The sequence below is a fragment of the Serratia sp. CY82433 genome, from assembly GCF_052166535.1.
GTDB classification, from domain to species: domain Bacteria; phylum Pseudomonadota; class Gammaproteobacteria; order Enterobacterales; family Enterobacteriaceae; genus Serratia; species Serratia sarumanii.
The window spans coordinates 517,472-544,362 of the sequence record NZ_JBJNOR010000002.1; the positions used below are offsets into that span (position 1 = coordinate 517,472).

Consider the following 26,891-nt stretch of genomic DNA (forward strand, 5'->3'; position numbering starts at 1 on the left):
TAACAGGATATGATCATACGATAAAGTCAATCAGGTCCTGTTCTTGCTTGCAGAGACGACGCCATTCGACGATCGGCATTCGCACCACCACGCCAATGCTGCCGTCTTCTTCGTTCCACTCTTTTTCAATCGCCTGAAGCTGGTAAAAACGGCTGCGAAGACGGCCTGCCCGTGGCGGTAAGCGCAATTCGTAATGCGCGATCTCCCCCGATAAGCGCTCCGTCAACGCCTGATACAGCAACGGAATACCCTCTCCGCTGGCGGCGGACAGCCACACCCGGATCGGCAGGTTTTCGTCGTTGCGGTCGATACGCGGCACAAAATCGTCCAGCATATCTATTTTGTTCATCACTAACAGTGTAGGGATTTCATCCGAGTCTATCTCCGCCAGCACGGTGTTCACCGCTTCGATGTTCTCATCGACGCGCGGATCTGCGGCATCGATGACGTGCAGCAGCAGAGATGCCTGACGCGTTTCCTGCAGCGTTGCCTTGAAGGCGGCCACCAGATCGTGCGGCAGGTGCCGGATAAAGCCTACGGTATCCGCCAACACGGTATCCCCCACGTCCGGCACGTCAATGCGCCGCAACGTAGGATCCAGGGTGGCAAATAGCTGGTCCGCCGCATACACCTCGGCAGACGTTATTCGGTTAAACAGGGTGGATTTGCCGGCGTTGGTGTAGCCCACCAGCGATACGGTCGGCACATCGGCGCGGGTCCGCGCGCGTCGGCCTTGTTCACGCTGCTTTTCTACCCGCTCCAGGCGGCGCAGAATCAAGCTGATGCGATCGCGCAACAGGCGACGGTCGGTCTCAAGCTGGGTTTCCCCCGGCCCGCGCAGGCCAATCCCCCCTTTTTGCCGCTCCAGGTGCGTCCAGCCGCGTACCAGACGCGTGGCGATGTGACGCAACTGCGCCAGCTCCACCTGCAGCTTACCTTCATGGGTGCGGGCACGCTGGGCGAAGATGTCTAAAATCAGCCCGGTGCGATCGATCACCCGGCATTCGCACAGGCGCTCGAGGTTTCTTTCCTGCGCCGGGGAAAGGGAATGATCAAACAGGACAACAGACGCGCCGCTGGCTTTCACCGCATCTGCAATTTCTTCGGCCTTTCCTTCGCCGACAAAGTACTTCGGATGCGGGGCTTTGCGGCTACCGGTCACCACTTGCAAAGCTTCGACACCGGCTGAGGAAACCAACGATTCGAACTCGTTGAGGTCTTCCGTATCTTTGTCTTGCGAGAAATAGATATGAACCAGTACGGCCTGCTCACCGGCTTCATAACGGTCAAACAAGCGTGCAACCTCTCAAACGGACACTCACCGTGAGTTTGGGGGACATAAACAGCCCGCGGCTGCTTATGCTCCCCGTCATGGTTGACTTGCAACGCGCTTTATTCAGCGTCATCGCTTTCCTGCTGCGGCTGTTGCTGCGCAGACGGATTGTTGCCATGGTGATAGTTGCTTGAACCGCCGCTCGGGTTGTTGCTGTGATGCGAGACCGGGCGAGACGGGACAACGGTAGAGATAGCGTGCTTGTACACCATCTGGCTAACCGTGTTCTTCAACAGGATGACAAACTGGTCAAAAGACTCAATCTGGCCTTGCAGCTTAATACCATTCACCAAATAAATAGAAACCGGAACACGTTCACGACGCAATGCGTTCAGGAACGGATCTTGCAAAGATTGCCCCTTAGCCATTCTATCTTTTCCTTATTTGCTTGTTGTTTGTAACTAAGAACCTGTCGGCTCTAAAATAAACGACGTAAAAAATTTGCGCGCTGAATACTCAGCAATTGTACACAATCACCCAACCTATGCACTAACAACCTGTGTCACCGAGTCCAAAGCCTCTCCCGGCTTTTCACTGTCCAACCAATGGACCGACTCCCAACCCCGTAACCAGGTCATCTGGCGTTTAGCCAACTGACGTGTTGCGCAAATACCACGATAAACCATCTCATCGTAACTAATTTCACCAGACAAGTATGACCACATCTGGCGGTAACCGACACAGCGAATGGAGGGCAAGTCCGTATGCAAATCACCCCGTGCGAAAAGTGCACGCGCTTCCGTCTCAAAACCCGCCGCCAACATTTGATGGTACCGCAGCTCGATGCGTTGATGGATCAACTCACGGCTGGTCGGCGCTATCGCAAATTGGTGAACTTGATACGGCAACGATTCACCCGAAATTTTAGTCAGTTCCGTTAAAGTTTTACCCGAAATAAAAAAAACTTCCAGTGCTCTGGACAGTCTCTGCGGATCATTCGGATGAATTCTCAATGCCGCGACCGGATCGATCGCCTGCAACTGCCGATGCAACGCCTCCCAGCCCTGCTCCGCCGCTTGCCATTCGATGCGCTCGCGCACCGCGGGATCGGCGGACGGCAGCGGCGACAATCCTTCCAGCAACGCCTTGAAATACAACATGGTGCCGCCGACCAGCAGCGGAATGCGCCCGGCGGCGGTGATGTCGGCCATCTCCTTCAGCGCGTCGGCGCGAAACTCCGCGGCCGAGTAGGCTTCGGCGGGATCGCGGATATCGATCAGCCGATGCGGCGCCTGCGCCAATTCTTCGGCGCTCGGCTTGGCGGTGCCGATATCCATGCCGCGGTAAATCAGCGCGGAATCGACGCTGATCAGTTCCACCGGCAGGCGTTCGCGCAGCGCGATCGCCAGCGCGGTCTTGCCCGAGGCGGTCGGCCCCATGATGAAAATAGCCGGGGGACGTGGTGTCATTTCAGTGTCAGTCATGCTTGAGGGCCGCCAGTGCGGCCTGTAAATCAACGGGTTGTAAAAGTCCGCTCGGTGGCGATTTGACCAGCTGCGGGCAAAGTCGTTCAACGTCGGTCAACAATTGTATCGCTTGCGAGGTGTTCCACTGTTCATGTTCGCTGCCAAGACGGCGAGCGAGCCAGGTGGCCAGCACCGCGGGCGACATCTCCTGATGTTCGGCCAGATAGCCTAACAGTTCGGGTATCAGTTTTTGTAAATTTTGTTGGCGTAATGGTAAAGGCACTGCGCGCAGCGTCACACGGCCGTGATCCGTCTGCAGATCCAGCCCCATCGCCACGAGCAGCGCCTGATGCCGCGCAATGGCCGCCGCTTCGCGCTTCTCCAACGTCAGCTTAATCGGGATCAGCAGCGGCTGCGGCCGCAGCCCTTCCGCCGGCGGGTTGAGCTGCGCCTGGCGCAGCCAGCGTTCGGCTACCGCCAGATTGAGCAACGCCGGCTGCTGGCGCTGCTCAATCAGCGCGTAGCACGGCGGATGGATCATCAACACCCGGCCAAAACTGTGTTGGCCGCCCGCCAACGGCGTTTCCGCTGCGGCTTTCGCCGGCGGGAACAGCGGCGGCTTGCTCGAGACTTCCGGCGCGGCATCGGCCTGCGGCTCGGCGGCGGGCTGCATCAGTTTACCGTACAGCTCGCCTTCGCGTTTCTGGTAACCGCCGGTCGTTTGCCAACCCGGCTGCGGCGCCCGCTCGCGGGCGGTGCCGGCCGGTGGCGGCGTTTCACGGCGCGGCGCAGGCTGAGAAAAATGGTTGCCGCCGGCGGCGATGCGGTTCTCCGGCTGCCAGATCGGCGCGGGCGCTTCGTCAGGCGTTTCCGCCAGCGGCAGCGGCGGCGTCTGACCGGCCTGCTGCAGCACGGTGGTTACCGCCTGGTAGATAAAATCGTGCACCAGCCGCGCCTGATGGAAACGCACCTCGTGCTTGGCGGGATGAACGTTGACGTCCACCTGGTGCGGATCGACCTCCAGATACAGCACGTAAGCGGGCTGCTGATCGTCCTTCAGCTGATCCTGATAGGCCTGACGAATAGCGTGATTGATCAAGCGATCACGCATCATGCGGCAGTTGACGTAGCAATACTGCATTTCACCCAGCTGGCGCGCCCCGGCCGGATCCGCCACCCAACCGCGGATGCTCAAATCGCCGTGCTGCCAGTCGATGTTCAGCGCATGCTGCAAGAACGCCGGGCCGCAGATGCTGCCCAAACGGCGTTCGTGCTGGCTCTCTTCTTTCGCCGCCCGGTATTGGCGGATCGGTTTGCCGTTGTGGCTGAGGTTGATCGCCACATCGAAACGCGCCAGCGCAATGCGCCGCACCACTTCATCGATATGGCCGAATTCGGTTTTTTCGGTGCGCATGAACTTGCGGCGCGCCGGCGTATTGTAAAACAGATCCAGCACTTCCAGCGTGCTCCCGACCGGGTGCGCGGCGGGTTTGACGGTCACCGCCTGCTCGCGCCCTTCGGCATAGGCTTGCCACGCCTCGCTTTGCTCGGCGGTGCGCGACGTCAGGGTCAAACGGGAAACCGAGCTGATACTGGCCAGCGCTTCGCCGCGGAAACCGAGGCTGACGATAGCCTCCAGATCGTCGAGCGTGCTGATTTTACTGGTGGCGTGCCGCGCCAGCGCCAACGCCAGATCGTCCTTGCCGATGCCGCAGCCGTTGTCGCGAATGCGGATCAGCTTGGCACCGCCGCGTTCAATATCGATATCGATGCGCGTTGCGCCGGCGTCCAGGCTGTTTTCCACCAGCTCCTTGACGACCGACGCGGGGCGTTCAACCACCTCTCCGGCGGCAATCTGGTTGGCAAGCTGCGGCGGTAACACCTGGATAGGCATGCTGGCTCCTGTAGCGATGGCGCTAGGCCTGCGGAATGGTCAGCGTCCGATCCAGCGGCGCGACGTCCGACTTCAGATTATTGACCCGTTTCAGATCGCCGACGCTGACCCCGTAGCGAGAAGCGATGGAGGAGAGCGTATCCCCGCGGGCCACTTTATGTTTAGACGTTTTCTTCGCCGGCGTTTTCGCCTTGGCGACGGTGGTGGTGACGGCGGCGGCTTTCCCCGCCGGCACCTTCAGACGTTGCCCTACCCACACGCCGTCTTTTTTCAGTTTGTTCAGATCACGCAGCGCCGCCATGGTGGTGCCGTAGCTGTCGGCGATGCCGGACAGCGTTTCCGCCCGCTTCACCACGTGGATCCGGGTCTTGCCGCTTACGCTGCGGCTCGCGCCGGCCGAGCTGACGATAGGCTCAGGCTGGCGCACGTCTGGTGTTGAGGTGTTAACCGCCGCTGCGACGTCCAGCGGTCGGTTTTCCACCTTTGGGTCGGCTTGCAGCGGATGCGCCAGGAAGTAGCTGCGCAGGCCGTTATGAATGGCCCTGGCAATCTTCTCCTGATACGCGCTACTGCCCAGCAGCCGCTCCTCCGTGCTATTGCTGATAAATCCGGTTTCCACCAGCAGCGAGGGAATATCCGGCGAACGCAGCACGCCCAGGCTGGCGTGTTCCGGCCGGCGTTTATGCAACGATCCGACGCTCTGCAGTTGCTGCAGCACCTTCACCGCCACGTCGTATCCCACGCGCTGCGAGTGGCCGAACTGCAGATCCAGCACTGCCTGGCTCAGGTAAGGGTCAGCCTGGCTGTTGGCCAGCAGATCGCCGGCGCCGCCGAGCAGCTCGGACTGTTTCTCATGCTGTTCGAGCCAGCCGGCCATTTCGCTGTTGGCGCGGCGATTGGACAGCACCCAGACGGAGGCCCCGCTGGCGCTGCGGTTTGGCGCGGCGTCGGCGTGGATGGAGACCAGCACGTTGGCGCCCTGTTTACGCGCCACATCGGAGCGCCCCATCACCGAGATGAAATAGTCGCCGGTACGGGTCAGCACCGGTTTGAACTGCGGATCGGCGTCCAGCATCGCCTGCAGGCGGCGCGCGATGGCGATGGTGACATTCTTTTCTTTCAGCCCGCTCGGGCCAATGGCGCCCGGATCCTGGCCGCCGTGGCCGGCGTCGATCGCTACCACCACCCGATCGCCGGAACCGGCGGAAACGCGGCTGCTGCGCGGCGTGACCTCTGTGGCGGTGCCTGCGACCACGGTCTGTTTATTGGTGAAGGGATTCGATCCTGTCGGCGCTTTGCGCAGCGGCGGCTCCGGCGCTTCACGCACCGCGACCGGCGCCTGGCGCGGTGGCTGGCTGACCGTGACCGGCGCCTGACGCGGCGGTGGATTGACCGCAACCGGCGCAGGCGTTTGCACCGGCGCTTTACGCACCACGGTATTGGCGCCGCCTTCGGCCGTAATGGTGAACACCACGGTATGCACGCCGCCGTTCTGGCGGGTGGCGACGCGGGTTTTGGCGCGCTGGGTCAGATCAAACACCAGGCGCACGCTCTGCGCGTCTTTCGGCGCGCTGGAACGAATGCTTTTCACCAGGTTTTGCCCGCTGAAATTGAGCGGAAGACCGCCGACCTTGCCCTTCTGGTTAACGTCCAGCACCACGCGTTCCGGGCCGTGCAGCGGGAAAAACGCATAGTCCGGCGGGCCATTGAAGCTCACCGACACCGTCGCTTCGCGTTGGGCGTTGGTCACTTTGATATCGGACAGCGAGGACGCCGCCAGCGCGTTCAGCGCGCCGAGCGGCCCCAGCACGGCGATCAGCATGATGACCGCAAATTTTTTCAACACGTGCGTCATTGCAGCATCATCCCTGTGATCCATGAATGCGGTCTAACAGCTGGCTGCCGTATGCGGAAATCGCCTCGATCTTCGCCTCTCGCCCCTCGCCCTGATAGCTAAGATGCAGCGCCAGATCCGGCTCCGGCAGCACGCCGGTGCCCTGCTGCGGCCATTCGACCAGGCAGATGGCGTCTTGCGCGAAGTAATCGCGAATGCCCATGAATTCAAGCTCTTCCGGATCGGCCAGGCGATACAGATCGAAGTGATACACCGCCAGCGGCTGCAAGGCATAGGGTTCCACCAGCGTGTAGGTCGGGCTTTTGACGTTGCCCTGATGCCCTAACGCCTGCAGGAAACCACGGCTGAAGGTGGTTTTACCGGCGCCCAGGTCGCCGTAGAGATAGATGACGCTGGCGCGATCGCAGGCCTGGGCCAAAGTGGTGCCCAAAGCGACAGTCGCTGCCTCGTCCGGCAGAGGTAAAACGAGTTCTTTCATTCGATAAAGTCTATTTTGCCCACTCAGGGTTAACGAAATGAAGGATGTCCGGCAGTAAATCGGTCGCCAACATGCCTCTTGTTCCTTGTCTTTCCGCTACGCGATCGCCGGCCGCGCCGTGTACGACGCAGCCCGCACAGGCGGCATCATACAGCGAGAGCTTTTGCGCCAGCAAACCGCCGATGATGCCCGACAGCACATCGCCCATGCCGCCGGAGGCCATGCCGGCGTTGCCGACATCGGCGATCGCCATCTGCCCCTGCTCATCGGCGATCAGCGTACCGGCGCCTTTCAGCACCGCCACACCACCGTAGCGCGCCGTCAGCTTGCGCACGGCAAGTAAGCGATCACTCTCGATGTCGGCAGTGCTGCAGCTCAACAGCCGAGCAGCCTCTCCAGGATGCGGAGTCATCACGCGATTCTGCCGTTTCTCGGGATTTAATGCCAGCAAGTTCAGCGCATCGGCGTCCCACAAGGCCGGTTTATCGCTGGTTTGCAGCACGTTCAGGGCGTTTTTGCCCCACTCAGCCTGGCCCAGACCCGGGCCAATCACCAGCACATCCGCCCATTGCATCGCCTGCCGCAGCGTCGCCTCGTCCAGCGCCTGCGCCATCAGCTCCGGCCGGGCCGCCAACAGCGGCGCGACATGCTCCATGTGAGTAAGCACTCGCACCAATCCAGCCCCGCTGCGCAGCGCCGCTTCTGCCGCCATGCGAATGGCGCCGCCGAACCCGCGATCGCCGCCCACCAACAGCAGGCGGCCATGCTCGCCCTTATGGGCGCAGGGACGGCGCGGATGCAGCCAACGCGGCAACACCTCGGCGGTAAGCCGCTGAATCTGCTCCGGTTGCTTCGCCAACCAACCCGATAAGCCTAGCGCATTCTGATGAAGTTGCCCGACCCAGTCGCGCGCCTGGCCGGTCAGCAATCCCGGTTTGAGGCCGATGAACGTGACGGTGTGCGCGGCACGCACGACCGCGCCCGGCGCCGCGCCGCTCTCCGCCAGCAGGCCGGACGGAATATCGAGCGCCACCACCGGTGCCGAATGGCGGTTGGCGGCCTCGATCAGCGCGTCGTAGGGCGCACGCGGCGCGCTGCCCAGGCCGGTACCTAACAGGCCGTCGATGATGAGAGAAACAGACGCCGGCCAGCGGCTGCTCGCCGGCAGAATGTCGCCGCCTGCGGCTTGCCAGGCCTCGCGGGCTGCTGCGGCTTCCGGTGGCAAAGGCCGTGCGCCGTCGCAGGCGATCAGCGTCACCTGCACGCCCGCCGCCTTCGCCAGGCGCGCCACCACATAGCCGTCGCCGCCGTTGTTGCCGTGGCCGCACAGCACCAGCCAGTGGTCGCGGGAGGGGTACGCGTTGCGCGCCAGCGCGTAGGCCGCCTGACCGGCGCGCTGCATCAAATCGTAAAGAGAAATACCGAGCGAGGCCGCCGCTGCGGGTTCCGAGCGGCGGATCCAATCCGCAGGCCAGACAGAGTGTGGTAAACTGTCAGCGTATGCTTTTTCACTGTGGCCCGTCATGACGCACCCCCTCGATCTCCATCAACTCGCCCAACATATCAAGCAATGGGGGCAATCGCTAGGATTCCAGCAGGTTGGCATCTGCGATACCGATTTGAGCCTTGAAGAGCCGAAGCTGCAGGCCTGGCTCGACAAACAGTACCACGGCGAAATGGAATGGATGGCGCGCCACGGCATGCTGCGCGCACGCCCTCACGAACTGTTGCCGGGCACGCTGCGAGTGATCAGCGTACGCATGAACTACCTGCCGGCCAAGGCGGCATTTGCCAGCACCTTGCAAAATCCGCAGCTGGGCTACGTCAGCCGCTATGCGCTGGGGCGCGACTATCACAAGCTGTTGCGCCAGCGCCTGAAAAAGTTGGGCGATCAGATCCAGGCCTACTGCGGCGAGTTGAATTTCCGCCCCTTTGTCGATTCTGCGCCGGTGATGGAACGCGCGCTGGCCGCCAAGGCGGGCATCGGCTGGGTTGGTAAACACTCACTAATTCTCAACCGTGAAGCCGGGTCGTGGTTTTTCCTCGGCGAATTGCTGATCGATCTGCCGCTGCCGGTAGACCAGCCGCAGGAAGAGCAGTGCGGCCGCTGCGTCGCCTGCATCACCACCTGCCCGACCGGCGCCATCGTCGCCCCCTATACCGTAGACGCCCGGCGCTGCATCTCCTACCTGACCATCGAGCTGGAAGGCGCGATCCCGGAGGAGTTCCGCCCGCTGCTCGGCAACCGCATCTACGGCTGCGACGACTGCCAGCTGATCTGCCCGTGGAACCGCTTTTCGCAGCTTACCGACGAAGACGATTTCAGCCCGCGCGCCGCGCTGCATGCGCCGCAGTTGATCGATCTGTTCAACTGGACGGAGGAAAAATTCCTGCGCATCACCGAAGGCTCGGCGATACGCCGCATCGGCCACCTGCGCTGGCTGCGCAATATCGCCGTGGCGCTGGGCAATGCGCCCTACGAGGACGGCATCGTGCTCGCACTGCGCACCCGTTTGGGCCAGAACGCCATGCTGGACGAACATATCCACTGGGCGCTGGCGCAACAGCTCGCCCGCCGCGAAGCGCAGGGCATCGAGGTGCAAACGGCGCAGAAAAAACGGCTGATACGGGCTGTGGAAAAAGGTTTGCCAAGGGATGCCTGACGGCGTGCGCCATTCGGACGTAGCGCCGCAAGACTCACTCTGTGGATTTGTGCATAAAAATAAAAACACGTTGTCTTTCAACTGCAACAAAAAGAGCAAGTGATCGGCATAACGTTTTGGGATAAATAAATAAACTTATAAATCAAATAGATAAATATTTAATTTGTATGACGTTGATTTTTCAGGCAGGCGAGTTTATGTGCAGAGGCTGTGGATAACTCTGTTCACAACATTTTTACCAGGCGTGTAAAACGGGACAAAAACCCGCGTCGGATAAGGCGTTGGATTTGAGTTTGAAACGAAGAGAAAATTGGAGCGGGAAACGAGACTCGAACTCGCGACCCCGACCTTGGCAAGGTCGTGCTCTACCAACTGAGCTATTCCCGCATTGAGATGCTTTTGGCATCCGGCCACCAAACACTGGCGTGACCTTTGAATTTTTGGAGCGGGAAACGAGGCTCGAACTCGCGACCTCAACCTTGGCAAGGTTGCGCTCTACCAACTGAGCTATTCCCGCGTCGCATAGGTACTGCTTGATACTGCTTTATTTATTCATCATGCCGCATCGCGACATTGTTGAATTTGGAGCGGGAAACGAGACTCGAACTCGCGACCCCGACCTTGGCAAGGTCGTGCTCTACCAACTGAGCTATTCCCGCCCGGCGTATCGATGGTGGAACGTTACGAAATTCTTCATCGGTACGGGGTGCGCATTATACGAGAAATCCTTTTTGCCGCAAGCCCCTGAAAGCAAAAAAACGCGATTTTTGTTTGATTGCCGATTAAAGCGCCAGATTGGCGAATTAAGCGGCTAAAACCGGCATTTTTTCCCCGCAGAGGCCCTCGCACCTTAGAGCTGGATGAAATGTTCGCGGTAATACGCCAGTTCGGCCACCGATTCACGAATGTCGTCCAGCGCCTGATGGGTGCCCTGCTTTTTAAAGCCGGCGAGAATTTCCGGCTTCCAGCGGCGCGCCAGCTCCTTCAGCGTGCTGACGTCCAGGTAGCGGTAATGGAAGTAGGCCTCCAGCTCCGGCATATAGCGGAACAGGAAACGGCGATCCTGGCCCACGCTGTTGCCGCAGATCGGCGATTTGCCGGCCGGCACCCACTGCTGCAGGAAGGCTATCGTTTCCAGCTCGGCGGCGCGATCGTCCTGGCGGCTGGCTTTCACCCGCTCCACCAGCCCGCTGCCGGTATGGGTGCGCACGTTCCACTCGTCCATCAGCGCCAGCTGTTCGTCGGACTGATGCACGGCGATCACCGGCCCTTCCGCCAGGATGTTCAGGTTGGCGTCGGTGACCAGCGTGGCGATCTCGATAATACGGTCACGCTCGGGATCCAGCCCGGTCATCTCCAAATCGATCCAAATCAGGTTATTTTCGTTTCCTGTCATGATGTTTCCTGCCTAAAAGCCGAGAGAAAAACGCTGTGCGGACGAGACGGCGGTCGCCGCCGGTGGCGACGCGCCGCAGCCGACGGCTAACAACGGTTATTTAATATAAAATAGCGTGTATCATAGTCTTTTTGGTCGCCCTGGGCGACATATACCCCGACGGGTTCAAGGCTGCGGCCGGGGAAGGCCCCAACCGCCGCCGTACGTGTAAAGGTATAAAATCGAGTCAAGTGAGGCGCAGTGAGTAAGAACAAACTGTCCAAAGGTCAGCAACGCCGCGTGCAGGCGAACCATCAGCGCCGTCTGAAGCGCGCTGATAACAAACCGGAACCGGATGATTCCCAACTGGGCGAGCCGCAGGAAGGCGTCGTCATCAGCCGTTTCGGCATGCACGCCGACGTTGAGGCGCCGGATGGCACTCAGCACCGCTGCAATATCCGCCGTACGCTGCGTTCGCTGGTCACCGGCGATCGCGTGGTGTGGCGCCCCGGCCTGGGCGCCCATGAAGGGGTGAAAGGCATCGTGGAAGCGGTGCACGAACGCACCTCGGTGCTGACGCGCCCGGACTTCTACGACGGCGTGAAGCCGATCGCCGCCAATATCAATCAGATCGTCATCGTGTCGGCGATCCTGCCCGAGCTGTCGCTGAACATCATCGACCGCTATCTGGTGGCCTGCGAAACGCTCGAAGTCGAGCCGCTGATCGTGCTCAACAAAATCGACCTGCTGGACGCCGAAGCGCGCAAGCTGGTCGACGGCATGATGGATATCTATCGCAAGATTGGCTACCGGGTGCTGGAAGTCTCCAGCCAGACGCGGGAAGGCATGGCGGAGTTCGAACAGGCGCTGGCCGGGCGCATCAGCATCTTCGCCGGCCAGTCCGGCGTCGGCAAATCCAGCCTGCTGAATGCGCTGCTGCCGCCGTCCGAAGAGCAAATTCTGGTAAATCAGGTTTCCGACGTATCGGGCCTCGGGCAACATACCACCACCGCCGCGCGGCTGTACCATTTCCAGCACGGCGGCGACGTGATCGACTCCCCGGGGGTGCGCGAGTTTGGCCTGTGGCACCTGGAGCCGGAACAAATCACCCGCGGATTTGTCGAATTCCGTGATTATTTAGGCGGTTGCAAATTCCGCGACTGCCGCCACGATACCGATCCCGGCTGCGCCATCCGCGCGGCGATGGAGAAAGGCGATATCGCGGAAGAGCGTTTCGACAACTATCACCGCATTCTGGAAAGCATGGCGCAGGTGAAGGTTCGCAAGAACTTCACGGACGCCGCAGACTGACACTGACGGGCGGGCATTGACGACGGCGAGGCCCTCGTTACAATGCGCGCCTTTTACCCTGATTCACGAGGTTAACGTGCTGGATAGCATCAAGATTAAATTGCAATATTGGCTACCGAAGCTGGCGCTGACCCGCCTGGCGGGCTGGGGCGCCGACAAACGGGCCGGCTGGCTGACCCAACTGGTGATCAAGGCCTTCGCCCGCTTCTACCGCGTGGACATGCAGGAAGCGCAAAATCCGGACCTGGCGTCTTACGCCACCTTCAACGACTTCTTCGTGCGCCCGCTGCGCGATGGCGCACGCCCAATCATCGCCGACGCCAACTGGCTGGCGCTGCCCGCCGATGGCGCCATCAGCCAGCTCGGCCCGATCCGCGACGATCAAATCTTCCAGGCCAAAGGCCATCACTACAGCCTGGAAGCGCTGCTGGCCGGCAACTACCTGCTGGCCGAACCGTTCCGCAACGGCCTGTTCGCCACGACCTATCTGGCGCCGCGCGATTACCACCGCGTGCACATGCCATGCGCCGGCGTGCTGCGCGAAATGATCTATGTGCCGGGCGATCTGTTCTCGGTCAACCCGCTCACCGCCGCCAACGTGCCTAACCTGTTCGCGCGCAACGAGCGCGTGATCTGCGTGTTCGACACCGACATCGGGCCGATGGTGCAAATTCTGGTCGGCGCCACCATCGTCGGCAGCATCGAAACCGTTTGGGCCGGCACCGTCACGCCGCCGCGCGAAGGCATCATCAAACGCTGGACCTACCCGGCCGCCGGTGAAGAGGGCGCCATCGCGCTGGAAAAAGGCGCCGAGATGGGCCGCTTCAAGCTTGGCTCCACGGTGATCAATCTGTTTACCGCAGGCAGCGTGCAGCTCGCGCCGCAGTTGCAAAACGGCACCGTCACCCGCATGGGTGAGGCGTTCGCCGAAATCCCGGCCGCCGCTGAAACACCACAGACCCCGCTCTAAAGGAATCGACGCCGTGCGCCTGATCATCACGCTTTTGCTCGGTTGCCTGCTGTGGCAACCGGCGCTGGCCGCTCCCCTGCCGACCGAGACCCAGCTCAAGCAAGAGCTGAAGCAGGCGGAAAGCAGCAAAAACGCGCCGAATCAGGCGGAGACCACCGAGGCGCTGCAAAGCGCACTCAACTGGCTGGCGGAGCGTAAAGAGTCGCAGACTCGCTCCGAGCAGTATCAGAGGGTGATCGACGATTTCCCGAAGATGACGCAGGAACTGCGCCGCCAGCTGGTGCTGGAAAGCAACAAGATCCTGCCGAACGGCGACGATCTGCCGGCCGCCGAGTTGGAACAGCAGATCCTGCAAACCAGCAGTCTGCTGCTGGAACAGGCGCGCCTGCTGCAGCAAGAGCAGGATCGCACACGGGAAATCAGCGATTCACTCGGCCAGCTGCCGCAGCAGCAGACCGACGCCCGCCGTGCGCTGACGGAAGTGCAGCGCCGCCTGCAGGCGCAGCCCGCCAACCCGACCACGCCGTACGCGCAGGCCGCCCTGGCCCTGCTGCAGACCGAAGCCGCGGCGCGCAAGGCCAAAGTGGACGAGCTGGAACTGGCGCAGCTGTCGGCCAACAACCGGCAGGAGCTGGCGCGCATGCGCGCCGAAGTCTATAAAAAGCGCCACGAGAAAATAGACGTTCAGCTGCAGGCGCTGCGCAACAACCTCAACGCCCAGCGCCAACGCGAAGCGGAACAGGCGCTGGAAAAAACCGAGCTGCTGGCCGAGCAGAACGGCGATTTGCCAAAAAGCATCAGCCAACAGCTGCAGATCAACCGCGAACTGTCCGCCGCGCTGAACAGCCAGGCGCAGCGCATGGATCTGATTTCATCGCAGCAGCGGCAGGCGGCGGCGCAGACGCTGCAGGTGCGCCAGGCGCTGAGCACCATCATCGAGCAGGCCCAATGGCTCGGTTCGTCGTCGGCGCTGGGGGAAACCCTGCGCGCCCAGGTGGCGACGCTGCCGGAAATGCCCAAGCCGCAACAGCTGGACGGCGACATGGCCCAGCTGCGCGTGCAGCGCCTGCAGTTTGAAACTCAGCTGGAAAAACTGTCGCAGCGCGAATTCAAGCGCGACGACGGCAGCGCGCTGACCAACCAGGAGCAGCGCATCGTCGATGCCCAGCTGCGCACCCAGCGCGAGCTGCTGAACTCGTTGTTGTCCGGTTGCGACACCCAAATCCTCGAGCTGACCAAGCTGAAGGTGGCCAACACCCAGTTGATCGAAGCGTTGAACGAAATTCGCGACGCCACCCACCGCTATCTGTTCTGGGTGCCGGACGTCAATCCGATCAACTTCTCTTATCCGCTCAACGTGGCGCACGATCTGACGCGCGTTCTGTCGCTGGACACGCTGTCGCAGCTCGGCGGCGCCTTCATGATGATGGTGACCAGCCGCGAAACGCTGATCCCGATCTTCGGCGCCCTGCTGCTGGTGATTTTCAGCATCAGTTCGCGCAAGCACTACCACGCCTTCCTCGAGCGCGCCAGCAGCCGCGTCGGCAAGGTGACGCAGGACGAATTCTTCCTGACGGTGCGCACCGTGTTCTGGTCGATTCTGGTGGCGATGCCGCTGCCGGTGCTGTGGGCCGCGCTCGGCTACGGCCTGCAGAGCGCCTGGAACTACCCGGTGGCGGAAGCGATCGGCAAAGGGGTGACCGCCACGCTGCCGATCCTGTGGATCTGCATGATCTGCGCCGCCTTCGCCCACCCGCAAGGGTTGTTCATCGTGCACTTCCGCTGGCCGGCGAAGCAGGTTTCGCGCGCCATGCGCTACTACAAGATGTCGATCTGGCTGATCGTGCCGCTGATCATGGCACTGATCACCTTCGATAGCCTGAAAGAGCGCGAGTTCGCCAACACGCTGGGGCGGCTGTGCTTCATTCTGCTGTGTCTGGCGCTGGCGCTGGTCACCCACAGCCTCAAACGCGCCGGCATCCCGCTGTATCTGGATAAAAACGGCTCCGGCGACAACATGCTCAACAGCGCCTTCTGGGGGCTGCTGCTGTCGGCGCCGCTGCTGGCGGCGCTGGCGTCGAGCGTCGGTTATCTCACCACCGCGCAGGCGCTGCTGGCGCGCCTGGAAACCTCGGTGGCGATCTGGTTCCTGCTGCTGGTCGTCTACCACATCATCCGCCGCTGGATGCTGATCCAACGGCGACGCATCGCCTTCGACCGCGCCAAACAGCGCCGCGCGGACATTCTGGCCCAGCGCGCCCGCGGCGAAGACGAAACCTCGCATACCCCGAACAGCACCGAAGGTTCGGTGGATATGGACTACTCAGAGATAGACCTGGATACCATCAGCGCCCAGTCGCTGCGGCTGGTGCGTTCGATCCTGACGCTGATCGCGCTGGTGTCGGTGATCGTTTTGTGGTCGGAGATCCACTCCGCCTTCAGCTTCCTGGAAAATATCTCGCTGTGGGACGTGACCTCGACGGTCAACGGCGTGGAAACCGCCCATCCGATCACCCTCGGCGCAGTGCTGATCGCCATTCTGGTATTGATCATCACCATGCAGCTGGTGCGCAACCTGCCGGCGCTGCTGGAACTGGCGGTGCTGCAGCACCTGGATCTGTCGCCGGGCACCGGTTACGCCATCACCACCATCACCAAATACCTGCTGTTGCTGTTCGGCGCCATTCTCAGCTTTTCCTGGATCGGCATCGAATGGTCGAAACTGCAGTGGGTGGTCACCGCGCTCAGCGTGGGTCTCGGCTTTGGCATGCAGGAGATTTTCTCCAACTTCATCTCCGGCCTGATCATCCTGTTCGAGAAGCCGATCCGCATCGGCGATACCGTAACGATCCGCAACCTGACCGGCACGATAACCAAGATCAATACCCGCGCGACCACCATCGCCGATTGGGACCGCAAAGAGATCATCGTGCCGAACAAGGCGTTCATCACCGAGCAGTTCGTCAACTGGTCGCTCTCGGACGCCATCACCCGCGTGGTGCTGACCGTGCCGGCTCCGGGCGAGGCCAATAGCGAAGAGGTGACCAAGATCCTGATGAACGCCGCCGAGCGCTGTTCGCTGGTGCTGGACAATCCGGTGCCGGAAGTCTACCTGGTCGATCTGCAACAGGGCATTCAGATCTTCGAGATGCGTATTTACGCCGCCGAGATGGGCCACCGCATGCCGCTGCGCCACGAGATCCACCAGCTGATCCTGGCGGGCTACCGCGAGCACGGCATCACGCTGCCGTACCCGCCGTTCCAGGTGCGCACCGAGACGCTGTCGCGGCTGACCAACAACGGCCGTACGCCGCCGTCCACGCCGGCGCCGAACACCAAGCGCGACGCCGGGGGGCTGTAAGCGGTTCTCGCGATAAAAAAAGGGCCGGCAAATGCCGACCCTTTTGCTTTTCTCTGCGCCTGAAACGTCAGGCGATCCCAACCGGGAAAGCCAACACGTCGCTCAGGCTCTCGGCGCCCAGCGCCAGCATCACCAGGCGATCCACGCCCAGCGCCACGCCGGAACATTCCGGCATGCCGTGCTGCAACGCCGCCAGCAGGTTGTAGTCGATCGGCTGCTGCGGCAGGCCGCGCTCCGCGCGTTTGCGATTGTCCTGCTCGAAGCGCTGCTGCTGTTCACGGCCGTCGGTCAGCTCGCGGAAACCGTTCGCCAGCTCAATGCCCTTGAAGTACACCTCAAAACGCTCCGCCACGCGGTGGTCTTCGGTGCTGATCTCCGCCAACGCCGCCTGGCTGGCCGGGAAGTGGTAAACGAACGCCGGCTTTTCACGGCCGATATGCGGCTCCACGCCCACGGTAAACAGCAGCTGCAGCAGCGTATCGCGGTCTTCTTCAGTATCGGCGATGTTGCTCAAGTCGAGCTTGGCCGCCGCTTCACGCAGCTGCGCCTTCTCCGCCGACAGCGGATCGATGTCCAGATGGCGCAGGAACGCCTGCTGATAGGACAGGGTCTCCGCGCTCTCGCAGTCCAGCACCTGTTGCAGCAAATCGTCCACTTCGTTCATCAGGCGGTACATGTCGTAGTGCGGACGGTACCACTCCAGCATGGTGAATTCCGGGTTGTGATGCCGCCCGGCTTCTTCATTGCGGAAGCTGCGCCCCATTTGGTAGATCGGGCCGCTGCCCGCCGCCAACAGGCGCTTCATGTGATATTCCGGGCTGGTCATCATGTATAGCGTCAGGCCCTCTGCCGCCCCCGGCCCGACGAAACGCGTCTCGAACGGGAACAGGTGAACGTCGGTGACCGTCGCCTGGCTCATGGTGGGCGTCTCAACTTCCAGCACGCCACGATCGGCGAAGAAACGCCGGATCTCAGCCAGAATCGCTGCGCGTTTCAACAAATTGGCGATGGGTGCACTAGGCTGCCAGCTTGCCGTTTCGCTCATGGTAATTAACTCCGAAATCAAACAGGGGATGCAGTCTACTCGCATCCTTGCAGCCAAACAAATTCTTCACGATGCACAACCGGCCATAACGCCAATTTCCGATAAATAGGCGACAAAAGCGCGTTAAAAAGGGTAAAGCACGCCGAACACGCGAAAAGGCAGGCAAGCCTGTTGGTCGAGCGTTAATCGACAAAACAATCGATCACATCAAATTTCGACTACTTAACTTTAGGTATAGTTAATTCCCCATTATTGGTGGGAGATATCTATCCTTAACCTTTAAGCAACATTAATCGGTTCAATTAGTTAGCACCCGAAGAGCTCGCTAAATTTTAAGCATAGATATTTAACTTGCCGTTCTTAACAAGAACATTGGAGGAATGCAGTGCAAACCTTTAACGCCGATCTTGCCATTATTGGGGCCGGGGGCGCTGGTTTACGTGCAGCAATAGCCGCAGCGGAAGCCAATCCCCAACTGAAAATCGCGCTGATCTCTAAGGTCTACCCGATGCGCAGCCATACGGTCGCCGCCGAGGGGGGCTCCGCCGCCGTCACCCAGGATCACGATACCTTCGACTACCACTTCCACGACACCGTCGCCGGCGGCGACTGGCTGTGCGAACAGGACGTGGTCGATCACTTCGTGCATCAGTGCCCGCGCGAGATGACCCAGCTCGAGCAGTGGGGTTGCCCGTGGAGCCGCAAACCGGATGGGTCGGTCAACGTGCGGCGCTTCGGCGGCATGAAGATCGAACGCACCTGGTTCGCCGCCGACAAGACCGGCTTCCACATGCTGCACACACTGTTCCAGACTTCGCTGAAATACCCGCAAATTCAACGCTTCGACGAGCACTTCGTGCTGGATATCCTGGTGGACGACGGCCAGGCGCGCGGCCTGGTGGCGCTCAACATGATGGAAGGCACCCGCGTGCAGATCCGCGCCAATGCGGTGGTGATGGCTACCGGCGGCGCCGGGCGCGTCTACCGCTACAACACCAACGGCGGCATCGTTACCGGCGACGGCATGGGCATGGCGTTCCACCACGGCGTGCCGCTGCGCGACATGGAGTTCGTGCAGTATCACCCGACCGGCCTGCCCGGTTCCGGCATCCTGATGACCGAGGGCTGCCGCGGCGAAGGCGGCATTCTGGTGAACAAGGACGGCTACCGTTACCTGCAAGATTACGGCATGGGCCCGGAAACCCCGCTGGGCGAGCCGAAGAACAAATACATGGAGCTGGGCCCGCGCGACAAAGTGTCCCAGGCCTTCTGGCACGAATGGCGCGCCGGCCGCACCATCGCCACCCCGCGCGGCGACGTGGTCTACCTCGATCTGCGCCATCTGGGCGAGAAAAAGCTGCTGGAGCGGCTGCCGTTCATCTGCGAACTGGCCAAGGCCTACGTCGGCGTCGATCCGGTGAAAGATCCGATCCCGGTGCGCCCTACCGCGCACTACACCATGGGCGGCATTGAAACCGATCAGAATTGCGAAACCCGCATCAAGGGGCTGTTCGCGGTCGGCGAATGCTCCTCCGTCGGCCTGCACGGCGCCAACCGTCTCGGCTCCAACTCGCTGGCAGAACTGGTGGTGTTCGGCCGCGTCGCCGGTGAGCACGCGGCGCGGCGCGCGCTGGAAACCGCACCGGCCAACGGCAGCGCGCTGGATGCGCAAACCCGCGATGTCGAAACCCGCCTGAGCAACCTGATGAAGCAGGAAGGCAACGAAAACTGGGCGAAGATCCGCGACGAAATGGGGCTGTCGATGGAAGAGGGCTGCGGCATCTACCGCACGCCGGAGCTGATGCAAAAAACCATCGATAAGCTGGCGGAGCTGAAAGAGCGCTTCAAGCGCGTCAACATCACCGACAACTCCAGCGTGTTCAACACCGATCTGCTGTACACCATCGAGCTGGGCTACGGCCTGGACGTCGCCGAATGCATGGCGCACTCCGCGTTTAACCGCAAAGAGTCGCGCGGCGCTCACCAGCGCCTGGACGAAGGCTGCACCGAGCGCGACGACGTCAACTTCCTCAAGCATACGCTGGCGTTCCATAACCCACAGGGCGCGCCGCGTCTCGAATACAGCGACGTGAAAATCACCAAGCTGCCGCCGGCCAAACGCGTCTACGGCGCAGAAGCCGAAGCGCAGGAGAAAAAGAATAAGGAGCAGGCAAATGGCTGAGATGCAAACCCTGAAGATCGAAGTCATGCGCTATAACCCGGAAAGCGACGCCGAGCCGCATTTCGTCACCTACGCCGTGCCTTACGACGAACAGACCTCGCTGCTCGACGCGCTGGGCTACATCAAGGATAACCTGGCGCCGGATCTCTCCTACCGCTGGTCCTGCCGCATGGCGATCTGCGGCTCCTGCGGCATGATGGTCAACCGCGTGCCGAAGCTGGCGTGCAAAACCTTCCTGCGCGATTACGTCGGCGGCATGAAGGTCGAAGCGCTGGGCAACTTCCCGATCGAGCGCGATCTGGTGGTCGACATGACCCACTTCATCGAAAGCCTGGAGGCGATCAAGCCTTACATCATCGGCAACGATCGCAAGCCGGAAGACGGCCCGAACGTGCAGACCCCGGCGCAGATGGCCAAGTATCACCAGTTCTCCGGCTGCATCAACTGCGGCCTGTGCTACGCCGCGTGCCCGCAGTTCGGCCTCAACCCCGAGTTTATCGGCCCGGCGGCGATCACGCTGGCGCACCGCTACAACCTGGACAACCGCGACCACGGCAAGAAACAGCGCATGCCGCAGCTTAACGGCCAAAACGGCGTCTGGAGCTGCACCTTCGTCGGCTATTGCTCAGAAGTCTGTCCGAAACACGTCGATCCCGCCGCCGCCATCCAGCAGGGCAAGGTGGAGAGCGCCAAAGACTTCATGATCGCCATGCTGAAGCCGCAATAAGGGAGAAAATTGCCATGACAACTCAACGTAAGCCCTATGTGCGCACCATGACGCCCACCTGGTGGCAAAAGCTCGGCTTTTACCGTTTCTACATGCTGCGCGAAGGCACCTCGGTGCTGGCGGTCTGGTTCAGCATCGTGCTGCTCTACGGCGTGTTCGCGCTGAAGGGCGGCGCCGAGAGCTGGGCCGGCTTCGTCGGCTTCTTGCAGAACCCGCTGGTGCTGTTGATCAACGTCGTCGCCCTGCTGGCGGCGGCGCTGCACACCAAAACCTGGTTCGATTTGGCGCCGAAGGCCGCCAATATCGTGGTCAACAGCGAGAAAATGGGACCGGGCCCCATCGTGAAAGGGCTGTGGGCCGTCACCATTGTCGTCAGCGTGGTCATCCTGGCCGTGGCCCTGATCTAATCCGGAGGAAACATGATAAATCAAGCACCTAAACGCTCCGACGAGCCGGTTTTCTGGGGATTGTTCGGCGCCGGTGGCATGTGGAGCGCGATCGTCGCGCCGGCCATCGTGCTGCTGGTCGGCATTCTGCTGCCGCTGGGGCTGTTCCCCGGTGAAGCGCTGGGTTACGAGCGCGTGCTGGCGTTCTGCCAGAGCCTGATCGGCCGCTTGTTCCTGCTGCTGATGATCATCCTGCCGCTGTGGTGCGGCCTGCACCGCATCCACCATGCGATGCACGATCTGAAGATCCACGTACCGGCCGGCAAATGGGTGTTCTACGGTCTGGCGGCGATCCTCAGCGTGGTCACCGTTATCGGCGTCGTCACCCTGTAAACCGCTCAGGCGGCCAACGCCCGTTGGCCGCCCTTTGCTCATCGGCTACACTGTCTACTCGCCCCCGGTAAACAGGAGTCACCGATGCGTTTATGGTCAAAGCTTAGCGTCATGCTTTCCGCCCTGCTCTCCGTCGCTTGCAGCGTCTCCCCGCCCAAAGACATCAAGGTCGTGACCCCTTTCGACAGTCAGCGCTATCTCGGCACCTGGTACGAAATCGCGCGTCTGGATCATCGTTTTGAACGCGGTTTGCAGCGGGTGACCGCCCACTACAGCCCACGCGCCGACGGCGGGCTGAAAGTCATCAATCGCGGCTTCAATCCGCAGAAACAGCAATGGCAAGAAAGCGAAGGCAAAGCCTACTTTATCGGTTCACCGCAGGTCGCGGCGCTGAAAGTGTCGTTCTTCGGCCCCTTCTACGGCGGCTATAACGTGATTGCCCTGGATCCGGAGTATCGCTACGCGCTGGTTTGCGGCCCTAACCGCGACTATCTGTGGATCCTGTCGCGCACCCCGACGCTTGACGCCGGCGTACGCGACAGCTTATTGCAGACGGCCAAAGGCTACGGTTTCGCCACCGATGCGCTGATCTGGGTGCAGCAGCCCGCCGATCAGTGACTGCTGAACTTCAGCCCGAGGATGCCGACCACGATCAGGCACAGGCTGATGATACGCGCGATATTGGTCGACTCGCCCAACAGCACCATGCCCATGATGGCCGCGCCCACCGCGCCGATGCCGGTCCACACCGCATAGGCGGTGCCGGCGGGCAGCGTTTTCATGGCGTTGGCCAACAACAACATGCTGACCACCATCGCGGCGATGGTGATGATGCTCGGCGTCAGCCGGGTAAAACCGTGGGTGTATTTCAGACCGATAGCCCAAACCACTTCAAGCAAACCGGCGATAAGCAGAATAATCCAGGCCATGAGACGGCCTCCCTTCCACTGGGGTCGTCCCCGATATAATGACGCGTAAACGGGTCGTCCCGTTCAGCGGGGTGAAGAACGGCGGGTAACCTCACCCGCACTGCGGCAGGATAACAGCAGCGTTAACGCTCAGGCAAGAGGAGGAAATGCGGCGGCCCTCCGCACGAGGAACGCCGCCGGGTGGAGAACGGATTATTCCGCGCTGCGCTGAATGGCCTTGCCGCCGGCCTGAATGTCCTCACCCACGCCGCGGGTGGTATTACAGGCGGTCAACGAGGTCAAAATCATCAAAGAGAAGATCGCGATAATACTTTTCTTCAGCATAAGAAAGTCCTTATTTGTCGTTGATGAAAAAGTACGGCTTTCTAAGCTTAGTCAAAATTGGCGCAGGGAGTGGAATCACCACCGGCTTTGTGGCGCAAATACATCGGGTTAAAGGGCGGGATCAGCTGGCCGTGCGCGAAATGGCGCCGCCGAGATGCTGCACGTCTTGGCCGAAACCGCGAAACGTATTGCAACCGCTAAGGGAGAAAAGGAACAACAGGGAGAGCACGGCCAACAACGTTTTCTTGAACATGCGGGTTTTCTGCCAACGAACGGGATGGGATAAAACAGAGGAACCGCGGGGGTTCCTCTGCTTTGAAACTTATTTAACGCGAGAGACGTATTCGCCAGAGCGAGTGTCAACTTTGATCACTTCGCCGATCTGGACGAACAACGGCACTTTAACCACGGCGCCGGTGCTCAGGGTAGCCGGCTTGCCGCCAGTCCCTGCGGTATCGCCTTTCAGGCCAGGATCGGTATCGGTGATTTCCGCTTCGATGAAGTTCGGCGGCTGAACGGCGATTGGACGGCCATCCCACAGGGTGATGATGCACTCTGCGTTATCCTGCAGCCATTTGGCCGCGTCGCCGACGGTTTTGCCGTCAACCTGATGCTGTTCGAAAGACTCAGGGTGCATGAAGTGGTAGAACTCACCGTCGCTGTACAGGTAGTTCATGTTGGTGTCCATCACGTCTGCGCCTTCGCAAGAATCGGTAGACTTGAAGGTTTTTTCCACGCGGGTGCCGGTCAGCAGACGACGCATTTTCACGCGTGCAAACGCCTGGCCTTTGCCCGGCTTAACGAACTCACTGGCTTCGACGGCGTAAGGTTCGCCCTCGAACATGATTTTAAGACCCGGACGGAAATCGTTGCTAGAATAAGTCGCCATGATGGCCCTCTGAATATTTGAACTGGTAGCTTAGCCAAAAAAATGGCACACATTATAACCCAAAGTACGGCACATAGAGAAGATTGGTTGCATCAACTCGCCGATGTTATTACCGATCCAGATGAATTACTGCAGCTTTTGTCACTGAATACGCACCCGGAACTGCCGCAGGGGCGCGATGCCCGCCGGCTGTTTGCCCTGCGCGTGCCGCGCGCCTTCGCTGCGCGCATGCGCCCCGGCGATGCCAACGACCCGCTGCTGCGCCAGGTGCTGACCGCCAGAGAGGAGTTCATCAACGCCCCAGGGTTCACCACCGATCCGCTCGATGAGCAGCGCAGCGTGGTGCCGGGCCTGCTGCACAAATACCGCAATCGCGCGCTGCTGCTGGTCAAGGGCGGCTGTGCGGTCAACTGCCGTTACTGCTTCCGCCGCCACTTCCCCTATCAGGATAATCAGGGCAACAAGAACAACTGGCGGCAGGCGCTGGATTATATCCGCCAACACCCGGAACTGGACGAGATCATTTTTTCCGGCGGCGATCCGTTGATGGCCAAAGACAGCGAGCTGGAGTGGCTGGTCGGCGAGCTGGAGGCCATCCCGCACCTGAAACGCCTGCGCATTCACACCCGTCTGCCGGTGGTGATCCCGGCGCGCATCACGCCGGCGCTGTGCCGCCAGCTATCGGCCTCGCGCCTGCAGGTGCTGATGGTCACGCACATCAACCACGCCAACGAAATTGACCGCGATCTGCAAAGCGCCATGGCGCAGCTGCGTCTCGCCGGCGTCACGCTGCTCAACCAGAGCGTGCTGCTACGCGACGTCAACGACGATGCCGACACGCTGGCGGCGCTCAGCAACGCGCTGTTCGACGCCGGTATCCTGCCTTACTACATCCACGTGCTGGACAAGGTGCAGGGCGCGGCGCACTTCATGGTCAGCGACGATGAAGCGCGCGCCATCATGCAGGCGCTGCTGAGCAAGGTGTCCGGTTATCTGGTGCCGCGCCTGACGCGCGAAGTGGGCGGCGAACCGAGCAAAACGCCGATCGATCTGCGCCTGATGCAGGAGTGACGTGCGCCAAATGCCCCAACGAAAAGAGGAATGCCGTGGCATTCCTCTTTTTTTACCTCTTTGCGGCTGCGGCCTCCGCGCCTTACGGGCACTTGTAAACCTGGCCGACCATTTTGCTGTCCAGCGGTGCGAAGCTGGAGAGCAGGTTCTGGCTCGGGCTGTTGGCGCCGTAGATCACGTTGCCACCCATGGCCGCCGCCTTGTTGCGCAGATCGTTGGCCGCCCCGCGCATGGAGCTGCCTTCACCGCCGTTGCCGGACAGCCAGTTGCTCTGGGTGCCGGTCACTTCCCCCAGCAGCTGGCATTCCGCCGCCGGCTTGCTGTCGGTGAACTTGATCTGCTGACCCGCAGCGGTCAGTTCATGAGTGGTGCTGCAACCCGCCAGCAGCATCGCTGCCGAGAGACCCAGTAAGGCTTTAATCCGCATCTTGTTCCCCATTCGATGTTGAGAATTACGCAAAAGCTTATCAGAAAGCGATGCCATCTCTTAAGCATCCGTTGCCACGCGAGCGGGCCAACGTCTTGAGCGACAGCTGATGACTTAACAGTTTACCAGCTAAATCGCCCCCGGCGGCAAAAATATCATCAAATACAGTGCGGCGGCGTTATGCCCAACCGGCAACGGCCGCCGAAGCCTGCGCTTCGTCCTGGCGCGTTTCCCCCTCCGCCAGTTGGAATACCGCCACCGCCTGCGCCAGCAGGGCCGCCTGCTCCTCCACGCCGACGGCGGTGGTCGCCACCTCCTCCACCAGCGCGGCGTTCTGCTGCGTCACCTGATCCATCTGGGTCACCGCCACCCCGACCTGCTCAATGCCCTTGCTTTGCTCTTCCGACGCGTACGAGATGTTGTCCATCAGCGACGTCACCTGGTTCACCGAGCCAACGATGGCATTCATCGTCTCGCCCGCCTGCTCGACCAGGCGCACGCCGACGGCGATATCGCCGGTTACGCCGTCGACCAAACTGCTGATCTCCTTGGCCGAGGTCGCGCAGCGCTGCGCCAGATTGCGCACCTCGCCAGCCACCACCGCAAAACCCCTGCCTTGTTCTCCGGCCCGCGCGGCCTCCACGGCGGCGTTCAGCGCCAGAATATTGGTCTGGAAGGCGATGCCGTCGATCACGCTGGTGATATCCCCCACCTGGCGCGCGCTGTCGTTGATAGCCCGCATCTTGTCGACCGCGTTGGCCATCAGCGTTTCGCCGTTGCGGGCAATGCCGGCAGTCTGATTGACCATGCCGGCGGCCTGGCTGGCGTTATCGGCGTTTTGCCGCACCGTAGCGGTGATCTGTTCCATGCTGGCGGCGGTTTCCGTCAGCGCGCTGGCCTGTTCTTCCGTACGGCTGGAAAGATCGGCGTTGCCGACGGCGATCTCGTGCGTACCGTGATTGATCGACTCCACGCCGTCACGCACCTGCTGCACGGTGGCGCTCAGCTCCTGCTGCATCGTCCGCAGGCTGGCGAACAGCATGCCGATCTCATTGCTGTTGCGTACCGCGATCTCGCTGCGCAGATCGCCGCGCCCAACCTTTTGCAAGTGTTCGGCAACCTGGCGCAGCGGCAGGATCAAGCGCCGGCGGAAATCACGTTGCACGGCGACCAGCAGCAGCAGGATCGCCGCCAGGGTGCCACTCAGCAGGCGTGCAAAGACTTTTTGAGTCTGCACCGCCGCCTCCACCGCCAGACGATGAGCGGCCACCGTGGCCCGCATGTAGTCGGCAAACTGGCTATCCAGCCGCTGGCGCACCTGGCGCTTCTCAGCGGCCATGGCGTGCAGCCGCTCGATCAGCGCCGCCTGCGGCGTGTCGGCCAACAGCGTCAGCTCTTGCTTCAGCACCGCCTGCTGCGCCAGATAGACCGTTTTCATCGCCTCGCCCAGATCCGGGCGCGATACCGTCAGGCCCGGCGTCTCCCAAAACAGGTTGAACGCAACGTCGGCGCTGCGCAGCTCGTTACGCGCCTCAGTGATGCCCTTACGGATATCGGCGGCGTCCGTCTGCGCCATGCGCTCGAACGCCATGTTGTCGATCAGCGTCTGCGTTTGCAGCAAAGCACGCCAACTGCGGTTCAGCGCCGCTTCCTCGTCGGAGAAAGTGCTCATCCTGCCGATGCTGTTGCCGTTTTGCTGCATGAAATAGAAGGCGATGGCGCCGGTTCCCATGGGCATCAAGCCCAACAGCAACAGCATCAACATCAGCCAGGTGGCTATTTTCATATTTTTCAGCATAAGTCGTCTCCGTTGACAGTCACACCGGCGAGGGAATATTCCCCGCCTGGTAGGGGCTATATCGGTACGAAACG

Annotated in this window: 25 protein-coding genes and 3 tRNA genes; 10 read left to right on the plus strand and 18 right to left on the minus strand. The window is 61.2% G+C overall.

Features of this window, described 5'->3' with window-relative positions:
• Nucleotides 1-13 precede the first annotated feature (13 nt).
• The 7 genes from hflX to nnr all read right to left on the minus strand — a co-directional run bounded on the left by hflX (nucleotide 14) and on the right by nnr (nucleotide 8,491).
• Nucleotides 14-1,294 carry a ribosome rescue GTPase HflX gene (gene hflX / locus ACJ8PI_RS16015; protein ID WP_004933675.1) on the minus strand — a complete coding sequence of 427 codons (1,281 nt, stop codon included), beginning with the start codon at nucleotides 1,292-1,294 and terminating at the stop codon, nucleotides 14-16.
• Between the two features lie 98 nt (nucleotides 1,295-1,392).
• The gene (gene hfq, locus ACJ8PI_RS16020) at nucleotides 1,393-1,701 is read right to left on the minus strand and encodes an RNA chaperone Hfq (protein WP_004933678.1); all 309 of its coding nucleotides are present in this window, start codon (nucleotides 1,699-1,701) and stop codon (nucleotides 1,393-1,395) included.
• Nucleotides 1,702-1,815: 114 nt separating this feature from the next.
• Nucleotides 1,816-2,757, minus strand: coding sequence for a tRNA (adenosine(37)-N6)-dimethylallyltransferase MiaA (gene miaA / locus ACJ8PI_RS16025; protein ID WP_048321235.1), 942 nt, complete (start codon nucleotides 2,755-2,757; stop codon nucleotides 1,816-1,818).
• Nucleotides 2,750-4,633 carry a DNA mismatch repair endonuclease MutL gene (gene mutL, locus ACJ8PI_RS16030; RefSeq protein ID WP_164134881.1) on the minus strand — a complete coding sequence of 628 codons (1,884 nt, stop codon included), beginning with the start codon at nucleotides 4,631-4,633 and terminating at the stop codon, nucleotides 2,750-2,752. The genes miaA and mutL overlap by 8 nt, the downstream gene beginning before the upstream one ends.
• Nucleotides 4,634-4,655: 22 nt before the next feature.
• A complete protein-coding gene (gene amiB / locus ACJ8PI_RS16035) occupies nucleotides 4,656-6,488 on the minus strand; it encodes an N-acetylmuramoyl-L-alanine amidase AmiB (protein ID WP_060438176.1) in 1,833 nt (610 codons plus the stop codon).
• A 7-nt stretch (nucleotides 6,489-6,495) separates the two neighbouring features.
• The gene (gene tsaE, locus ACJ8PI_RS16040; RefSeq protein WP_033648706.1) at nucleotides 6,496-6,966 is read right to left on the minus strand and encodes a tRNA (adenosine(37)-N6)-threonylcarbamoyltransferase complex ATPase subunit type 1 TsaE; all 471 of its coding nucleotides are present in this window, start codon (nucleotides 6,964-6,966) and stop codon (nucleotides 6,496-6,498) included.
• A gap of 10 nt (nucleotides 6,967-6,976) precedes the next feature.
• Nucleotides 6,977-8,491, minus strand: coding sequence for a bifunctional ADP-dependent NAD(P)H-hydrate dehydratase/NAD(P)H-hydrate epimerase (nnr, locus tag ACJ8PI_RS16045; RefSeq protein ID WP_049233074.1), 1,515 nt, complete (start codon nucleotides 8,489-8,491; stop codon nucleotides 6,977-6,979).
• On the opposite strand from nnr, the gene queG reads away from it, so the two are divergent.
• Nucleotides 8,490-9,629, plus strand: a complete 1,140-nt coding sequence (gene queG, locus ACJ8PI_RS16050) for a tRNA epoxyqueuosine(34) reductase QueG (protein WP_033648708.1) — start codon at nucleotides 8,490-8,492, stop codon at nucleotides 9,627-9,629. The two genes, nnr and queG, sit on opposite strands and share 2 nt — an antisense overlap.
• Before the next feature lie 311 nt (nucleotides 9,630-9,940).
• On the opposite strand, the gene ACJ8PI_RS16055 is transcribed toward queG, so the two are convergent.
• From ACJ8PI_RS16055 to orn, 4 genes are all read right to left on the minus strand, one after another.
• Nucleotides 9,941-10,016, minus strand: a tRNA-Gly gene (locus tag ACJ8PI_RS16055).
• Between the two features lie 54 nt (nucleotides 10,017-10,070).
• Nucleotides 10,071-10,146 (minus strand) — tRNA-Gly (locus ACJ8PI_RS16060).
• A 66-nt stretch (nucleotides 10,147-10,212) separates the two neighbouring features.
• Nucleotides 10,213-10,288: transfer RNA gene (locus tag ACJ8PI_RS16065), tRNA-Gly, on the minus strand.
• Nucleotides 10,289-10,479: 191 nt separating this feature from the next.
• Entirely contained in the window at nucleotides 10,480-11,025 is a 546-nt protein-coding gene (gene orn, locus ACJ8PI_RS16070) for an oligoribonuclease (protein WP_033636776.1), read from the minus strand.
• Nucleotides 11,026-11,265: 240 nt separating this feature from the next.
• On the opposite strand from orn, the gene rsgA reads away from it, so the two are divergent.
• From rsgA to mscM, 3 genes are all read left to right on the plus strand, one after another.
• Nucleotides 11,266-12,315, plus strand: coding sequence for a small ribosomal subunit biogenesis GTPase RsgA (gene rsgA, locus ACJ8PI_RS16075; RefSeq protein ID WP_033638924.1), 1,050 nt, complete (start codon nucleotides 11,266-11,268; stop codon nucleotides 12,313-12,315).
• A 76-nt stretch (nucleotides 12,316-12,391) separates the two neighbouring features.
• Nucleotides 12,392-13,285 (plus strand): archaetidylserine decarboxylase, encoded by an 894-nt coding sequence (gene asd / locus ACJ8PI_RS16080; RefSeq protein WP_033636775.1) that lies wholly within the window; start codon nucleotides 12,392-12,394, stop codon nucleotides 13,283-13,285.
• Nucleotides 13,286-13,298: 13 nt separating this feature from the next.
• A complete protein-coding gene (gene mscM / locus ACJ8PI_RS16085) occupies nucleotides 13,299-16,646 on the plus strand; it encodes a miniconductance mechanosensitive channel MscM (protein ID WP_060436724.1) in 3,348 nt (1,115 codons plus the stop codon).
• 67 nt (nucleotides 16,647-16,713) lie between these two features.
• Here mscM and epmA read toward each other — a convergent pair whose 3' ends face one another.
• Nucleotides 16,714-17,691, minus strand: coding sequence for an elongation factor P--(R)-beta-lysine ligase (gene epmA / locus ACJ8PI_RS16090; RefSeq protein ID WP_004929681.1), 978 nt, complete (start codon nucleotides 17,689-17,691; stop codon nucleotides 16,714-16,716).
• A 385-nt stretch (nucleotides 17,692-18,076) separates the two neighbouring features.
• Between epmA and frdA the strand changes: the two genes are divergently transcribed.
• The 5 genes from frdA to blc all read left to right on the plus strand — a co-directional run bounded on the left by frdA (nucleotide 18,077) and on the right by blc (nucleotide 21,997).
• On the plus strand, nucleotides 18,077-19,873 hold the full coding sequence (frdA, locus tag ACJ8PI_RS16095; protein WP_033638926.1) for a fumarate reductase (quinol) flavoprotein subunit: 1,797 nt from the start codon (nucleotides 18,077-18,079) through the stop codon (nucleotides 19,871-19,873).
• On the plus strand, nucleotides 19,866-20,600 hold the full coding sequence (locus tag ACJ8PI_RS16100) for a succinate dehydrogenase/fumarate reductase iron-sulfur subunit (protein WP_033648713.1): 735 nt from the start codon (nucleotides 19,866-19,868) through the stop codon (nucleotides 20,598-20,600). The genes frdA and ACJ8PI_RS16100 overlap by 8 nt, the downstream gene beginning before the upstream one ends.
• A gap of 14 nt (nucleotides 20,601-20,614) precedes the next feature.
• Entirely contained in the window at nucleotides 20,615-21,007 is a 393-nt protein-coding gene (frdC, locus tag ACJ8PI_RS16105) for a fumarate reductase subunit FrdC (RefSeq protein ID WP_004929673.1), read from the plus strand.
• 12 nt (nucleotides 21,008-21,019) lie between these two features.
• Nucleotides 21,020-21,379: a fumarate reductase subunit FrdD gene (frdD, locus tag ACJ8PI_RS16110; protein WP_033636768.1), complete on the plus strand. Its 360-nt coding sequence runs from the start codon at nucleotides 21,020-21,022 to the stop codon at nucleotides 21,377-21,379.
• Nucleotides 21,380-21,463: 84 nt separating this feature from the next.
• Entirely contained in the window at nucleotides 21,464-21,997 is a 534-nt protein-coding gene (gene blc, locus ACJ8PI_RS16115; RefSeq protein WP_033654885.1) for an outer membrane lipoprotein Blc, read from the plus strand.
• On the opposite strand, the gene sugE is transcribed toward blc, so the two are convergent.
• The 4 genes from sugE to efp form a co-directional block, all read right to left on the minus strand.
• Nucleotides 21,991-22,308, minus strand: coding sequence for a quaternary ammonium compound efflux SMR transporter SugE (gene sugE, locus ACJ8PI_RS16120; RefSeq protein WP_004929669.1), 318 nt, complete (start codon nucleotides 22,306-22,308; stop codon nucleotides 21,991-21,993). The two genes, blc and sugE, sit on opposite strands and share 7 nt — an antisense overlap.
• A gap of 192 nt (nucleotides 22,309-22,500) precedes the next feature.
• Nucleotides 22,501-22,632: an entericidin A/B family lipoprotein gene (locus tag ACJ8PI_RS16125; RefSeq protein WP_033636766.1), complete on the minus strand. Its 132-nt coding sequence runs from the start codon at nucleotides 22,630-22,632 to the stop codon at nucleotides 22,501-22,503.
• 121 nt (nucleotides 22,633-22,753) lie between these two features.
• Nucleotides 22,754-22,885, minus strand: coding sequence for an entericidin A/B family lipoprotein (locus ACJ8PI_RS16130; RefSeq protein WP_049234700.1), 132 nt, complete (start codon nucleotides 22,883-22,885; stop codon nucleotides 22,754-22,756).
• A gap of 69 nt (nucleotides 22,886-22,954) precedes the next feature.
• Entirely contained in the window at nucleotides 22,955-23,521 is a 567-nt protein-coding gene (efp, locus tag ACJ8PI_RS16135) for an elongation factor P (RefSeq protein ID WP_004929666.1), read from the minus strand.
• 42 nt (nucleotides 23,522-23,563) lie between these two features.
• On the opposite strand from efp, the gene epmB reads away from it, so the two are divergent.
• A complete protein-coding gene (gene epmB, locus ACJ8PI_RS16140) occupies nucleotides 23,564-24,592 on the plus strand; it encodes an EF-P beta-lysylation protein EpmB (protein WP_164134880.1) in 1,029 nt (342 codons plus the stop codon).
• An 82-nt stretch (nucleotides 24,593-24,674) separates the two neighbouring features.
• On the opposite strand, the gene ACJ8PI_RS16145 is transcribed toward epmB, so the two are convergent.
• Together ACJ8PI_RS16145 and ACJ8PI_RS16150 are read right to left on the minus strand one after the other, a co-directional pair.
• Nucleotides 24,675-25,019, minus strand: a complete 345-nt coding sequence (locus ACJ8PI_RS16145; protein ID WP_025305007.1) for a DUF4156 domain-containing protein — start codon at nucleotides 25,017-25,019, stop codon at nucleotides 24,675-24,677.
• Nucleotides 25,020-25,197: 178 nt separating this feature from the next.
• Entirely contained in the window at nucleotides 25,198-26,817 is a 1,620-nt protein-coding gene (locus ACJ8PI_RS16150; protein WP_103774161.1) for a methyl-accepting chemotaxis protein, read from the minus strand.
• Between the last annotated feature and the right edge of the window lie 74 nt (nucleotides 26,818-26,891).